Source organism: Acetobacter fabarum (assembly GCF_040702925.2).
GTDB classification, from domain to species: Bacteria; Pseudomonadota; Alphaproteobacteria; order Acetobacterales; family Acetobacteraceae; genus Acetobacter; species Acetobacter fabarum_B.
The window spans coordinates 1-12,384 of sequence record NZ_JBFCXX020000038.1 but is presented as its reverse complement, the minus strand read 5'-3'; the positions used below and the strand labels follow the sequence as shown (position 1 = coordinate 12,384).

Annotated in this window: 15 protein-coding genes and 1 pseudogene; 2 read left to right on the top strand and 14 right to left on the bottom strand. The window is 62.5% G+C overall.

Going from position 1 to position 12,384, the window contains the following annotated elements; translation table 11 throughout:
- The 3 genes from parA to AB2L51_RS14685 form a co-directional block, all read right to left on the bottom strand.
- A partial coding sequence (gene parA, locus AB2L51_RS14695; RefSeq protein WP_400922562.1) for a ParA family partition ATPase occupies positions 1 to 456 on the bottom strand: 456 nt, incomplete at its 3' end.
- Entirely contained in the window at positions 453 to 1,508 is a 1,056-nt protein-coding gene (locus tag AB2L51_RS14690; protein WP_048858929.1) for a replication initiator protein A, read from the bottom strand. The genes parA and AB2L51_RS14690, both read right to left, overlap by 4 nt.
- Entirely contained in the window at positions 1,508 to 1,792 is a 285-nt protein-coding gene (locus AB2L51_RS14685) for a helix-turn-helix transcriptional regulator (protein ID WP_003618758.1), read from the bottom strand. The genes AB2L51_RS14690 and AB2L51_RS14685 overlap by 1 nt, the downstream gene beginning before the upstream one ends.
- A gap of 662 nt (positions 1,793 to 2,454) precedes the next feature.
- Between AB2L51_RS14685 and AB2L51_RS14680 the strand changes: the two genes are divergently transcribed.
- Entirely contained in the window at positions 2,455 to 3,909 is a 1,455-nt protein-coding gene (locus AB2L51_RS14680) for a SulP family inorganic anion transporter (RefSeq protein ID WP_003618757.1), read from the top strand.
- A 363-nt stretch (positions 3,910 to 4,272) separates the two neighbouring features.
- Here AB2L51_RS14680 and AB2L51_RS14675 read toward each other — a convergent pair whose 3' ends face one another.
- The 7 genes and pseudogenes from AB2L51_RS14675 to AB2L51_RS14645 all read right to left on the bottom strand — a co-directional run bounded on the left by AB2L51_RS14675 (position 4,273) and on the right by AB2L51_RS14645 (position 7,753).
- Positions 4,273 to 4,932: a DUF2285 domain-containing protein gene (locus AB2L51_RS14675; RefSeq protein ID WP_261766023.1), complete on the bottom strand. Its 660-nt coding sequence runs from the start codon at positions 4,930 to 4,932 to the stop codon at positions 4,273 to 4,275.
- Positions 4,898 to 5,038 (bottom strand): annotated as a pseudogene (locus AB2L51_RS14670) (transcriptional regulator domain-containing protein); the annotation flags it as partial. The gene AB2L51_RS14675 and the pseudogene AB2L51_RS14670, both read right to left, overlap by 35 nt.
- A 132-nt stretch (positions 5,039 to 5,170) precedes the next feature.
- A complete protein-coding gene (locus tag AB2L51_RS14665) occupies positions 5,171 to 5,449 on the bottom strand; it encodes a DNA -binding domain-containing protein (protein ID WP_010669065.1) in 279 nt (92 codons plus the stop codon).
- 11 nt (positions 5,450 to 5,460) lie between these two features.
- On the bottom strand, positions 5,461 to 5,688 hold the full coding sequence (locus AB2L51_RS14660) for a hypothetical protein (RefSeq protein WP_018307953.1): 228 nt from the start codon (positions 5,686 to 5,688) through the stop codon (positions 5,461 to 5,463).
- A gap of 214 nt (positions 5,689 to 5,902) precedes the next feature.
- Positions 5,903 to 6,055: a hypothetical protein gene (locus AB2L51_RS14655; RefSeq protein ID WP_170213666.1), complete on the bottom strand. Its 153-nt coding sequence runs from the start codon at positions 6,053 to 6,055 to the stop codon at positions 5,903 to 5,905.
- Between the two features lie 339 nt (positions 6,056 to 6,394).
- A complete protein-coding gene (locus AB2L51_RS14650) occupies positions 6,395 to 6,721 on the bottom strand; it encodes a DUF736 domain-containing protein (protein WP_034931914.1) in 327 nt (108 codons plus the stop codon).
- Between the two features lie 591 nt (positions 6,722 to 7,312).
- Complete coding sequence (locus tag AB2L51_RS14645; RefSeq protein WP_003618753.1) at positions 7,313 to 7,753, bottom strand: hypothetical protein; 441 nt, start codon at positions 7,751 to 7,753, stop codon at positions 7,313 to 7,315.
- 163 nt (positions 7,754 to 7,916) lie between these two features.
- Here AB2L51_RS14645 and AB2L51_RS14640 point away from each other — a divergent pair, with 163 nt between their 5' ends.
- On the top strand, positions 7,917 to 8,126 hold the full coding sequence (locus AB2L51_RS14640) for a hypothetical protein (RefSeq protein ID WP_003618751.1): 210 nt from the start codon (positions 7,917 to 7,919) through the stop codon (positions 8,124 to 8,126).
- Between the two features lie 9 nt (positions 8,127 to 8,135).
- Here the strand turns inward: AB2L51_RS14640 and AB2L51_RS14635 are convergent, their stop codons facing one another.
- The 4 genes from AB2L51_RS14635 to AB2L51_RS14620 all read right to left on the bottom strand — a co-directional run bounded on the left by AB2L51_RS14635 (position 8,136) and on the right by AB2L51_RS14620 (position 12,144).
- Complete coding sequence (locus AB2L51_RS14635) at positions 8,136 to 9,062, bottom strand: DUF2493 domain-containing protein (RefSeq protein WP_048858928.1); 927 nt, start codon at positions 9,060 to 9,062, stop codon at positions 8,136 to 8,138.
- A gap of 323 nt (positions 9,063 to 9,385) precedes the next feature.
- A complete protein-coding gene (locus tag AB2L51_RS14630) occupies positions 9,386 to 10,432 on the bottom strand; it encodes a DUF7146 domain-containing protein (protein WP_003618742.1) in 1,047 nt (348 codons plus the stop codon).
- Positions 10,419 to 10,859, bottom strand: coding sequence for a hypothetical protein (locus AB2L51_RS14625; protein WP_003618738.1), 441 nt, complete (start codon positions 10,857 to 10,859; stop codon positions 10,419 to 10,421). The genes AB2L51_RS14630 and AB2L51_RS14625 overlap by 14 nt, the downstream gene beginning before the upstream one ends.
- An 82-nt stretch (positions 10,860 to 10,941) precedes the next feature.
- Positions 10,942 to 12,144: a hypothetical protein gene (locus AB2L51_RS14620; RefSeq protein ID WP_003618734.1), complete on the bottom strand. Its 1,203-nt coding sequence runs from the start codon at positions 12,142 to 12,144 to the stop codon at positions 10,942 to 10,944.
- Between the last annotated feature and the right edge of the window lie 240 nt (positions 12,145 to 12,384).

The window sequence follows — 12,384 nt, the reverse complement described above, 5'->3', positions numbered from 1 at the left end:
GGCGATGACCGTGCGCGCGGCGCAGCGGTTGAGCACGAAGCGGGCCAGCAGGCCGGGACGGAAGAAGCGCGCGTCCTCCAGCAGCCGCAGCATCTCGGCCGAAGCCCATCCGTCGAACGGCGAAGGCTGCGCGGGAATCAGCACCAGGTCGGCAGCCAGCAGAGCGGAGCGCAATAATGCCGCCACCCGAGGCGGACCGTCGATGACGACGTGATCCACCCCCTGAGCTAGTTGGGGCGCCTCGTGGTGGAGTGTGTCGCGTGCCAGCCCGATCACGCCGAACAGCCGGGGCAGTCCTTCCCGCGCGCGCTGCGCCGACCAGTCCAGCGCCGAACCCTGCGGATCGGCGTCGATGACCGTCACGCGCTGGCCTTCCCGAGCCCATTGGCCGGCGAGATGCAGCGCCAGAGTCGTCTTGCCGACGCCGCCCTTCTGGTTGAGGAAAGCCACGATCATGGCCCCTCTCCGGGGGTTTTCCACGGATCGGCAGGGGGGCCAACATCCTTAAAGTTAGACTCTTTTAAGTTAGAATCTAAGTTAAGGGCGTCGTAACCAATTGATTCAATGTCATGATTCGGCGTTTTCCGCAAACGATAGCACGGATGCCGTGGCAGTGATGGCACGGATAAATCCACAACTGATAGCACGGATGAACTCACAGCTTGTCCACAGACGCCTGTGGATAATTTGACAGGTGCAAAGGCCAGCGTGTCATTGCCGTTGCGGTCGGGACGCACCGACAGCCGATAGCCGGCAAAGGGCTGCCGCTTCGCCATGTCGCGCAGTTCGAAGGCAAAGCGCCGATAGGGGGAAAGACTGGCGGATTTTTCGTAGAGATGGCGCAGGCCGAAGGCCCAGCCCGCACGCTGGCGACCGCCATGCTTGCGCACGATGCGATAGAGCCAGCGCTCCAGACCGCCGGTGAGGCCAAAATAGGCCGGGTCGATGGTCAGCACGAGCGCGTCATCGAGAACCGCCTGGTAGAACCAGTCGGGCAGGATCAGTTCGATCACGCGGGTGCGCCCTTCCCGCGCGGTATGCCGTTTCCATTCGTTGATCCAGGAAAAGCGGTGCAGTTGCCCCTTGCCGGTCTGCCGCAGCGACGTCTTGATCGTGGTGGATTGCAGCCGGTCGAAGGCCGCTTCCAGCCGCTCATAGTCCCGCGCGCTGTCGCCCCGACCGATGAAGGTCAGGATCTCGCGCGGGCTGGCCACCATCAGCCGCGACGTGCGCCGACCGGCGTCACGCGCGGCAACGAGATGGCTGGCGGCCCAGATCAGCACGTCAGCATCCCAGATCGTGGCCATGCCATGTTCGGCAGACGCCTCGACCCGGATGGTGACGTCCGGGGTCCGGTAATCGATCGGGACCATGCGGGGGGATTTGGCGAGGCTGAAGAACGGAAACGCCATCAGATCCTGTGCGTCACGAGGAGCGAAATCTCCCGCGATAGCGTGGAAGAGTTCCAGTTGCTCGCGCTCGGAGCGCGCCCTGCCGGGCGGAGGCATCAGCGACGGCTCCCGCGTGATGTCGGCGGAATCAGCGGACTTTGCCGCGCGGCCGCCGGCACGACGCCGGCAGTGGTGTCCGAGGTATGGGCGCGGGCACCACTCTCGACCCAGGCCTGCAACTCATCCACCCGATAGACCACGCGGCCACCGAGCTTCGAGTAGCGCGGTCCGGTGCCGTAGATCCGGTGTTTCTCCAGTGTGCGAATAGATAGTCCGACGAAGCGCGAGGCGTCGGGCGTGCGCAGATAGCGCGGCGGCAGATCGCTGTAATTGGCGGACATGAGGTGGCTCCGTGGTCGCTGGCTGGGGCCGCGGGACAGATGCGGCCAGCAGGGATCAGCGTGGCGGAGCGAGGTCTTCCGGGACTAGGACCGATCTCATCGGGGGGCGAGATCGGTCCTTGACTGGCGGGAGATGGCGACGCGGCCGCCTCGAACCGGGCGACCGAACCAACTGGATTTCGGCTTTCGCCCTCGTCCCAATCATACAAAGTTCTGCTGAAGGTTTCGGTAAGCGGACATCATGCTGCGATGACACGAGCCAGTCTGCCAGTTTCTGAACCATAACCCATGCCATATGGTCTGCTCTCAGCAAATTGCGAACTTAGCCCATGCCGGGCCCCATGACCCAGTAGCCAAGGACATGGGGCCTGGACCGCTTACTGCATCGTGTCGCCGTCCGGTTCAGCCAACAGAGAAAGAAAGCCGGGTTCAACAGTGGGGCAGCGGTCTACAGTCCATACGTTCTGGGACGTTGGGATGTCGGTCCTCACAAGACGATCACGCCATTGCAGCAGTCAACGTTGTGTTGGCTGGTCTGTCTTCTCGGGTTGCATCGACCTCACGACCTGACTACCCTGCAAGCACCATTGCCGCGTCGGGCCACAATACGACGAAACCTTATTGAGCGTGCTTACTACCTAGAGAGGTTTCGAAAAAACGCCATGAACTTTGCGACTTATCGGTCGCAGTGGGCTTATAACCCGCTGCGCGAAGTGCTGGCCGGAATGGTCGGCACCTTCGCCCTCATTCCCGAGGTCATTGCTTTCTCCTACGTTGCCGGCGTCTCTCCCGCCGTCTCCCTTTTCGCGTCATTTGTCATTAGCGTCGCCATTTCCATCACCGGTGGCCGCCCGGGAATGATCTCAGGGGCGGCGGGTTCCGTGGCCCTCGTAGCCGCGGCCCTCGTGCATAGCTACGGGCTTCAATACCTTCTCGTCGCGACATTACTGGCTGGCGGACTACAGATCATTTTCGGTGCGCTTGGCTTTCAGGTCATTATGCGCTTCGTATCGGCTGAGGTCCGCACCGGCTTTGTGAATGCTCTCGCGATCCTGATCTTTTCGGCACAGTTACCACAAATGCTTCATGTGACGTGGCACACGTATGCACTGATTGCCCTTGGGCTTGCCATCATCTATCTCATGCCACGGATATCAACCCTGATACCGTCGCCCCTGATCTGTATCGTAGTTCTGACAGGCATCACGATGTGGTATCCAATGCCGGTGCACACTGTCTCTGATCTGGGCACGCTGCCGACAGGCCTTCCTGCTTTTACGATCCCCCACGTACCATTCAATCTGGCCACACTGAAAATTGTGTTTCCCTATGCCCTTGCGATGGCATCTGTGGGCCTCCTTGAATCTCTAATGACAGCAGGTGTCGTGGATGATGAGACCGACACGCACGGTGATCCCAGAATGGAATGCGTAGGTCTTGGTGTCTCGAATGTGTTTGTAGGACTGTTCGGCGGCATCGCCGGGTGCGGTATGGTAGGGCAGACAGTCGGCAATCTTCGGTACGGCGGCCAAGGACGTCTGTCGACCTTTACTGCCGGCGCTTTCCTGCTGTTTCTGATGGTCATGCTGCATACTTATGTCGCCCGCATTCCAATGGCTGCCCTTGTCGCCATTATGTGCATGGTCTCAATCAGCACATTCTCGTGGTCATCCCTGCGTGATCTTGCGCGTTTTCCAAAGCTCTCAAGCCTCGTCATGGTCGTAACCGTTGCCGTGACTGTCGCATCCTCGGATCTGGCTCTAGGTGTGCTCGTCGGTGTTCTGCTCAGTGGTGTGTTCTTTGCCTGGTCTATGACGCATTTGATGCACGTCAAAAAGATCAGAGAAGAGGGTACGGATATCTACGAGGTTGAGGGACAGGTTTTCTTTGCTTCGTCTGACCTTCTTCACGATCAGATCGACTTCAGGACCAATGCGCGCCGGGTCGTCATCAGGCTGAACAACGCCCATTTCTGGGACGTGACCTCGGTGGCTATGATTGAGAAGATCGTATCCAAACTCAAGGCTCGCGACATTGAAGTTGAAATCGAGGGCTTGCATGCGCTCCGGCATGGCATCGTCATGCGGTTGACCAGTGAAAAGCTCCTGACCACCTGATAAACTTCGAATAAATGTCCGGAAAAATTCGCCGTCAGGCCAATTTTTCCGGGCAGGTTTTCCATATCTGGGTTGCGGTATTCGATTACAAAATAACTGCCCCTGCAGAAACATTCCCGATGCAAACATGCGATGGCTCGTGTCAACGTTATCTTTTGACGTATAATGTTCAGGAATGGACTATTTTCTCCTTATGTATCTGAAGCCTCACTTCTTCTTTTCAACGAACCGTCACGCGTCTCCAATAGCGGACCATTTTCGGTTTTCCTCGACACAAAGCACCGGAGCGGCCAGCAGTGAGGCCATGGATACTATCAGCCTCCTTGTTCTGTTCTTCCGGCCCTACAAGACATTCATCATCCACTATCGTCCCCGAAACGGGTGCAGTAGCAGGCGCCGATATCCTCCGTCAGTCAGTCCCCGCGCAAAACGCACCAGCCGTTTCATGCGGAAATGCAGATCATGGGAGAGCCAGTCCCCTGCGGAAACCTCCCGACCGAACAGGACGCCGGCGATCTCGCGCTGCGACACCCCGTCGTCCAGGCCATCGAGCGTCCGGAGCGCCAGGATCAGCCTGCGGATGCGATCGGATGACAGGCAGGCCGGATCACGACCGGGACGCCGATCCATCAGCACGCGCCAGAGCCGCAGGGCGGCCTGGACACGCACCTCGAACAGCGCGTCGAGCGGCAGGAGCACGCCGAGCTGAGCCCCGTCAGGCGGCAAGACGTACAGCCGCAGGATCATCTCCCCCTGCTCGACCAGCACTTCTCCCGCCATATCAGGCGGCAGTTCTGCCCGAGCGAGGGAGACCGGATGATACGCCGCGTCAGCCAGTGCTGTCGGCAGGCGGACAACCGCAATCACGGCCGGCGATACCGCAACAGTCCAGCGGGCGGTACGCGGATTGAGGGCCGTGCGGACACTCTCGAAATCGCAACCCCCAGCGCCGGGCGAAGGCTTCGGCGTCTGACGTGGACAGCGCGGCCCGGAGCGCGGCGCGCTGAAGGGCGGCACGATCACGGATAAAGTCCCGATTGCGACTGACAAACTGCAAGGCAAAGGCAGGAGCGTCGAGCGACCGCAGGCCCTCGTACGCGCCCGCCGACCGCCAGTTGGCGCGGCTCATGGCGTCGTCTCCGATGCGTAACGGGTGGGAACAGGGCAAGTACTTGCTCGCGAGAGTATGCCAGACCGTCCCGTTGCCCGCTACGCCCCGCACCTGCAACAGGTCTTGCAGGTCACGCAACGATTCAGGGTGTCAGTGGGGCGCGCCGCCGCGCAGCAGATGCTGGTAGCCATGCTCGGTCATCCAGTGCGCCCGCGCCAGATGACTGTGCCAGCAGCGGTGGACGCCCTCGGGGTCAACCACCGGGTCGCGGTGGAGCACGATGCGGGCGACCTCGCGCCAGTCGGCGCCGTCGGCCTCGGCATCCAGCAGGCGGAGATAGGTAATCAGATGCTGTTCGTCGTAGCCGGTGAGACAGGACGCTTCCGGAGCGCTGTCGGCGACAGACGGGTCGAGCGGGGGCTTCTGCATGATGGAGTCGATCAGGTCGGAGAACGAACGCGACGCACCCTAGCCTGCCGCGTTTCGATGCCGGAAGTCTCGTTAAGAAACATGACGCCACGCCCTTGTCCGGACTCGATGAACAGGATGCCCGCCGCTTCCAGCGCGCGGCGAACCTGGTCGGTCGTGCCCTCATGAACGCCGAGACCGCGTTCGGATTCAAGGCGCTTGAGCGCGGTCAGTGCTACGAGGGCTTTTTCAGCGAGCATCTCCTGTGTCCAGTTCAGGAGTGCCCGTGCCGCCCTTACCTGTCGGCCAGTGATCATCCATGATCACATCCGACACGCGGGGCATGCACACCAGTAATACGACTATAATAGTCGTGTTAGAGAGATTCAACAACGTTCTTTCAGGAGGATGGCAAAGTGGAATCGGCGCCTGGATATCCGATGGCACGGGCGACCATACGAAAAGCCCCCCGCTCTATGCGGGGGGGGTCTCGTCGTATCGGTCCGCCGCGAATTGCGCGCATGCCAGCTTCAGTTCTCGTTCGATCCGTCGGCGCTCCCCGTGGCTCAGGTAAAAGCTGGTCAGTTCGGCGCGCAGCATCTGGATATGGTCGTGTAGCGTGGTCATCGTCCTGCTCCTTTCGTTTCTCGAAGACAGGACTCCGCCTCATGCACGCGGGAGCCGGGTCAGGGATCGCCGCAGGCGACCGCGCCAGCGGCGCCCGGGGGAGCCGATTTTGTCCGGTGTGCCCGTAGGGTGCGCCGGGCAAAATTGGGGGGACCGCGCGTCCTTGAGGCGGTTCACGCCGGGCATGGTATAATGGGAAGACTGAGGGAAGCCCTGTTCCCCTTTCTTGCCCGCACCCCGGCAGATCGAGAGGAGCGCGACTGCTGCGCACGCCCGCTGGTTTCCAACCGGTCATGCGAAGGCCCCGCCCGGACCGGCCGGGCGGGGATCGCGGGCACTTCAGTCGCCGTTGCGGCGACCATTGGGGCGGGACCAGATCAGGCTGTAACCCTCGCCGTCCTCGTCATCGAAGAGATTGGCGAAGATCGGGGCGTTGAAGCTCGGATCGTCGAGCTTGAGGCTCAGATAGTCGCGCCCCTCGTTGGAGCGCCGGGACCAGGCCGCCCCGATCTCCACCCTGCCTACGAAGACGCGGTGGCTGGGGGCGTTGTCGTTCGCGCGCGTGGTCTCGGGAGCGATACGGACGTTGGGGGTCTGGAGCGAGAGGGTGACGATCTCGCCGTTATACCCGTTGCCGACTTTCTTGAAGGTGCCGATGGTGGCCATGATACTCTCCGTGATCTCTGTTATCGAGCCCGCACCATTGCGGCCTCGATGGCGATCGGACAGACGGAGGCGAGCGGCGGCGCATCCCTTGGGGCCGAAGCGCAGCGGAGGACGGCGGGACAGAATTTTCTTGGTGCGCGAGGAATGACGGCGCAGCCGGCAGGGGAAGAAAATTATGGCCCGTTGTTGCGCCATAGCCGATCGAGGCGTAGCCGGCCTTCGGCTAGATCAGCCATCTTGAGAGGCAGCATGCGTGCGCGGCCCGACAGAGCACACATCACGGAGACTATGGCGACCGGCACAGCGCACGAGATCCGGCGGCAACCAGAATGACGGCGTCATCCTCCCTCCATACCAGCCCACCGAACCGGCCCGTTCCGGGACTGCGCCTCACCGGACATGCCCGGCTTCCCCGTTGCGATCGGCCTGCGGGAAATCAGAGCGCCAGTTCGTTTGCTTCAACAGGCGGACCGTATCTGGAACAGCGCGTCGCATCCGCGCTTCGCTGCCCATCGCTCCCCGCCTCTCGATGACGTGGAAAGACAGGCAGGTACCTGATCCATGCCTGCCCGCCGGCTGCCGCGCAGGCGGTCAGACCCGCGCGACGCTCCCGTTGGCCGGTTCGGGCGGGGCCATGCCGGTAAAGCGGACGAACGCGGTGATGCCGACCGCAATGGCGCCGATGACCGAAAAGAAGAGCTGCCAGACGACGGACGGCATCATCATCTCGGCGAGACCGTGCGTGGCGCTATAACCGGCAATGATGGCGGGCACGGTATAGAGCAGGACGATCAGCCCTCTCAGCCAGATCCACGGCGCGCAGGCGAGTGCGATCTGACCGGCGACGAAAGTCGCTATCCCCGCCACGACGCCGACGATCAGGGCGCCAATCACTCCGGCACCGGTATGAAACGCCCAGAGCCCGGCATACAACCCGCCAGCAAACGGCAAGGCGAAGACCGCGAGCGTGAACATGAGCCAGCAGAAAAATCCGATGCCGGCGACGATCAGGAACGGTGCGAAGATCACCATGGTGGCGGCTCCCGTAAAGATGACATGATCTGACGGTCACGCCTGCCACCACCACCACGGCGCAATCCGCATCATAGAGAAAACGATGTATCGACGGAACGAGAATCGTACTGACGTCCGCCAAGCGGACGTGCATCGTGGGGCTGCTCAGGGAGACAACGTCATGGCGGACATCACGGGACGCGAACTGCATCTGGTCAAAAAGGCGCTCGCCATTGCAGTGCTGGCCATTGAACAGCAACCAGGGCCGTTTCAGTCCTATTCGGACATGCAGGACATGAAGGGCCTGCTCGACCTTCTGGCGCCCGGCGATACCGAGCTGGCCTTCTATGCCCGTTCCGCGCGGATCGCCGTCACGGGTAATCCGGACTGAAGACGGCGCTCACGCGCCGCCTCCGAACCGCAGGACCGGGATACCGAGGCGCTTCGCCTTGTCGGCCAAATTCTCCTGGATACCGGTTCCGGGAAAGACGATGACGCCAATCGGCAAGGTATCGAGCATGGCGTCGTTGCGGCGGAAGGGCGCGGCCTTGGCATGCTTCGTCCAGTCCGGCTTGAAAGCGATCTGCACGATCTCGCGGTGATCAGCCCAGCGAGACGCGACGAACTCCGCGCCCCTGGGCGAACCACCATGCAGCAGCACCATGTCGGGATGCTTGGCACGGACCTTGTCCAGCCGGTCCCAGATCAGGATATGGTCGTCGAAGTCCAGCCCCCCGGTCACGACGACCTTGGGGCCGGGCGGGACCAGCAATTCGCTCTCGGCGCGGCGTCGGGCGTTGAGAAAGTCACGGCTGTCGATCATAGAGGCCGTCATGGTCCGCCGCGATACCAGCGAGCCGGTCTTCGGCCGCCACGCGCTCAGGGTCAGCCGCTCGAACTGCTCCTGCGCCTCGTCGCGGAAGATCTCGTAGGCGTTGCGGCGTTCGATCAGTGTCAGCCCTTCGGCGATCAGTCGCTCCAGTTCCACCGAGCGGATCTCGCTGCCATCCTGATCCTGCTGGCTGCGTTTCTGCGCCTGCTCGTTGCGGTCAAGCTCACGCTCGACCTGGCCGACCATGCGGTGGAAGATGTTCACGGTGGACCAGAGCAGCGCTTCGAGGTCCGGTTCCAGCCGTGTGTCAGTCAGCGTCGCGGCGACGGCGTCGAAGATGTCGGCCACAGCACCCCCGATGCGCGGAGCTTCGGGCAGCGGCCTTGGATCAGGCTCGTCCTCGAAGGGACGGTAGCCATACATCTGAAGTTCAGCCAGCACATGGGCGGTGGATGAAGCGGCGTGCGGCGGTTCAAAATCATCGGTGCGGGTCATGATGCGGTCCTCCCAGGTCTCCGGCCGCGCCCTTCGCGGCCTTTCCGGGGGCGGATAGCGGCAGACCAGGGACGGGCCGGAACCGCGCGCTCGCGCGCGGCCGCAGCACAGCGAAGGATGGCAGGGGGCCGGCTATTTTGCTTCGCGATGTAAAGCGCCCCCAAAGGGGCGCGACGGAAAATAGCTGGCTCACGCCATTGAAGGCCCGGCCCGGCTGACGCCCGCTCCCCACTTGAAAGGCCGGGGCGCGAACCTGCCGAACGGGAGGCACGACAGGACCGCCGATAGAAGACGGAAACCGCCCGCCCCTCTTTCCGGCCCGCTCATGTGCCGGCAGTCTCCAGAAACCGTGCCACGTCCGGTGGCGCAAGTTGCGGATGCAGGATCGCCCGCAGTGCGCCGCGTCCGAGCGCCCGGAGATCATCGTTGAAATCGCCCAGCCGTGGCGACAGCCCGATCACCTCGATCCCGGCGTCATCCGCGCGGGCGTGCAGCGTCGCCAGCGCCTGATCCCCGGCCGGATCATCGTCGCGCAGCACGTAGAGCCGGCGCAGCAGCGGCGGAAAGATCAGGGCGGCGAGATGCGCCGAGGACAGGCATGCGGCCAATGGCAGATCGGGCAGAACCTGCCGCAGCGACAGCACCGTCTCGATGCCTTCCCCGGCGGCGAGCACATCGGATGCCACCCCAAAGCGCACGGCATGGCCGAGCAGCCCGCCCAGGGCGCGACGCGGATGATCGACCGGCGCCTTGCCGCGCCCTTCCGCCGCCAGCCAGGTGCGATGCACACCGGTCAGAGTGCCGTCGAGATCGGTGACGGCGGCGATCATGGCGGGCCAGGTCTCGGTCGGACTGTCCTCGTCCGGGCGGTAAAAGCAGCGCGGATGGAAGCGCAGGGCGCCGGCTCCGTGCAAAAGCGTAATATCGCGTCTACGGAGATACGCTTCTACGGATGTACCCACGATCGGCCCGGACATGGCCCAGAGCCGATGTGCGGCTTCAGAAGAACTGGCAGAGCCACGCTCACGGGCCGGACGGTCCTGTGACGACGGTACCGGATCGGGACGCGGCAGGCTGAGAAAGGCGCGCGCCTCGTCGGCCACGTCGCGGAAATCCACCAGGCCGAGGCTTTCGCGGATCACGTCCAGCAGGTCGCCATGTTCAGCGGACTGCGCGTCCGTCCATTTTCCCGCCCTGCCGTTGGCGGTGTTGTGCAGCCGGACAAACAGCGACCGGCCGGGCGTGTTGCGTACGTCACCGACCAGCCAGTAATTGCCGTGACGACGACCAGCGGACAGATACCGACGGCACACCGCCTCTGCGTTCTCCGCCAGACGGCGGGCCAGATCGCCCGCGTCATGCAAGGTCATCGCCCTGCCCTCCTGTGTCGGGATTGCCTCCGTCCAGGGCGATCGCCAGCCAGCGATCGGTGGTCATCCATGAAATCGTCTTGCGCCTGCCAAGGTCAAGCAGATGCGCGCCTCCGCTGAAGGCGCCGATCCGGGGACGTGAACAGCTATTGGCCCACTGGAACCCCCATCGCCCCCGCAGCCGGAATGCCCGCGCACAGCGTAGCACGAAATCCACCACCTGATGCGGATCGCCGGTTGTCTCATCGTGCATCCAGAGTTTCGTGCCACCATATTCAGGCACGATCGACAGGACAAAACCGTCAGAGGGCGGGTCTTCCGCCGCCAGTTCGTCGATGAATTCATTGTAGAGGTCGAGCGCCTTTGCGGCATTGTCCACTGTGCCCACATCGAGAACGCAGGAAAAATGCGTGAAGAAATCAGCCATCGGAAAACTCCCGAAACGAAAAAGCCCGGCGCGGTGGCCGGGCTCGTAAAAACGTATTGGCGGAAAAGCGTGCAGTCGGCTTTCAGGAAGCCCGTTCCATCAGCCTGCGGGCCTTCTCTTCCAGATCCAGCCGCGTATCCTGATTGGCCCTGGTGCGGGCCAGTGCGGTAATCCCCTGCACGAAATCGAACACGCTCTCGGGCTTGTGCCCTTCCTCATGCAAGACCGTTTCGATGATCTTTGTGGTTTCCGGTTTTGAGAACCCGCGACGACGTAAGAATGTTTCACGATCATCATCGTTCTTCGCCACCAGAGCGCGACGCGAGGCCTGAATGCCCGAGATGAACGAGGCCGGACTGGCCGTGGCGAAATTCCGCAGGGCCGGTGTCGCCTGATGCACGAAACGCGAGGCCGCGAACTTGCTATGCCGGATCGTGATCTGTTCGAAATTCTCTACGCCCCAGAGCATCCTGTTCTGGCACACTCCGCGCAGGTAGAATGACGCAATGCCGAGACTTTTACTGCCGACTTCCGAATTCCACGCGTAGAAACCCCGGAAATAGAGATCGGGGTCACCATTGGGCAGGCGTCCGGCTTCAATGGGATGCGTGTCGTCGACCAGAAACAGGAACACGTCACGATCCGATGCGTAGAGTGTCGTGGTCTCCTTGGTGATGTCCACATAGGGATTGTGAGTCATGGTCGCCCAGTCGATGACGCCCGGCACCTTCCAGGTGGTATCGCCTGTGCCGTCACCGGCAATCTTCCGTACGGCACCAACCAGTTCATGGTCCCATATGCGGCCATAATCAGGGCCCGTTACGGCCCGCAGTTCAACGCGCCCGTCTTCCGTCTCCAGCGTTTTGACCAGTTCGGCCCGATGCGACAGCAGTCCGTGCTGCAGATTGATCGCCGCAAGTGGCGCTGGAAGATTGCGCAGGTAGGACGACGGTGCCCCGACCAGGCTGCACATCTGGCCGAACGACCAGTGTGTGGGGGCGATAGGCTCATTCTGTCCCGGCACAGTCAGGGTCAGGCGTTCGGCATTGTCGCGGGAAGCTTCGACACGAATGGCGCGGCTTTCGACGGTGCGGGCCGTAGCCCGATCCGCACGCGCCAGCGTGGCGGCATGGAGGTCGGACAGCGACAGGTAGCGCTCGTCATCGGGGCGGGAGAACCACTCCGAAGACACGCGGGCATTGCGCTCCCCACGAGAAGGATCGATCTTAAAGCCGCCGGAAGCAGCGCCACGGGACGCAGGAGGCAGGATGGTGGTCGTAGTCATGGAAAACTCTCCTCTGATACCGGTTATTCGGCACCAGAGGCGAAACCACCCTCTTCCTCCTATGACTACTTCCCGCGCGGGACCCCATCCGACCACGGAGACACCCTGCCCCTCGTTCCGCAACACGGCGAGGCCGCAGCCTCGCCGAAATCACGACGGCAACGGGGGGTAAACTGCCTGTCCGTTTTCTGGCTGACTTACACAGGAAACGGCCGAAACATGGCCCTTATAACGACGCGC

Excerpts from the sequence above, each read along its gene's own strand:
- AB2L51_RS14690 (WP_048858929.1), bottom strand. The coding sequence starts at position 1,508 with ATGCCTCCGCCCGGCAGGGCGCGCTCCGAGCGCGAGCAACTGGAACTC.
- AB2L51_RS14685 (WP_003618758.1), bottom strand. The coding sequence starts at position 1,792 with ATGTCCGCCAATTACAGCGATCTGCCGCCGCGCTATCTGCGCACGCCC.
- AB2L51_RS14680 (WP_003618757.1), top strand. The coding sequence starts at position 2,455 with ATGAACTTTGCGACTTATCGGTCGCAGTGGGCTTATAACCCGCTGCGC.
- AB2L51_RS14665 (WP_010669065.1), bottom strand. The coding sequence starts at position 5,449 with ATGCAGAAGCCCCCGCTCGACCCGTCTGTCGCCGACAGCGCTCCGGAA.
- AB2L51_RS14660 (WP_018307953.1), bottom strand. The coding sequence starts at position 5,688 with ATGCTCGCTGAAAAAGCCCTCGTAGCACTGACCGCGCTCAAGCGCCTT.
- AB2L51_RS14655 (WP_170213666.1), bottom strand. The coding sequence starts at position 6,055 with ATGACCACGCTACACGACCATATCCAGATGCTGCGCGCCGAACTGACC.
- AB2L51_RS14650 (WP_034931914.1), bottom strand. The coding sequence starts at position 6,721 with ATGGCCACCATCGGCACCTTCAAGAAAGTCGGCAACGGGTATAACGGC.
- AB2L51_RS14645 (WP_003618753.1), bottom strand. The coding sequence starts at position 7,753 with ATGGTGATCTTCGCACCGTTCCTGATCGTCGCCGGCATCGGATTTTTC.
- AB2L51_RS14640 (WP_003618751.1), top strand. The coding sequence starts at position 7,917 with ATGGCGGACATCACGGGACGCGAACTGCATCTGGTCAAAAAGGCGCTC.
- AB2L51_RS14635 (WP_048858928.1), bottom strand. The coding sequence starts at position 9,062 with ATGACCCGCACCGATGATTTTGAACCGCCGCACGCCGCTTCATCCACC.
- AB2L51_RS14630 (WP_003618742.1), bottom strand. The coding sequence starts at position 10,432 with ATGACCTTGCATGACGCGGGCGATCTGGCCCGCCGTCTGGCGGAGAAC.
- AB2L51_RS14625 (WP_003618738.1), bottom strand. The coding sequence starts at position 10,859 with ATGGCTGATTTCTTCACGCATTTTTCCTGCGTTCTCGATGTGGGCACA.
- AB2L51_RS14620 (WP_003618734.1), bottom strand. The coding sequence starts at position 12,144 with ATGACTACGACCACCATCCTGCCTCCTGCGTCCCGTGGCGCTGCTTCC.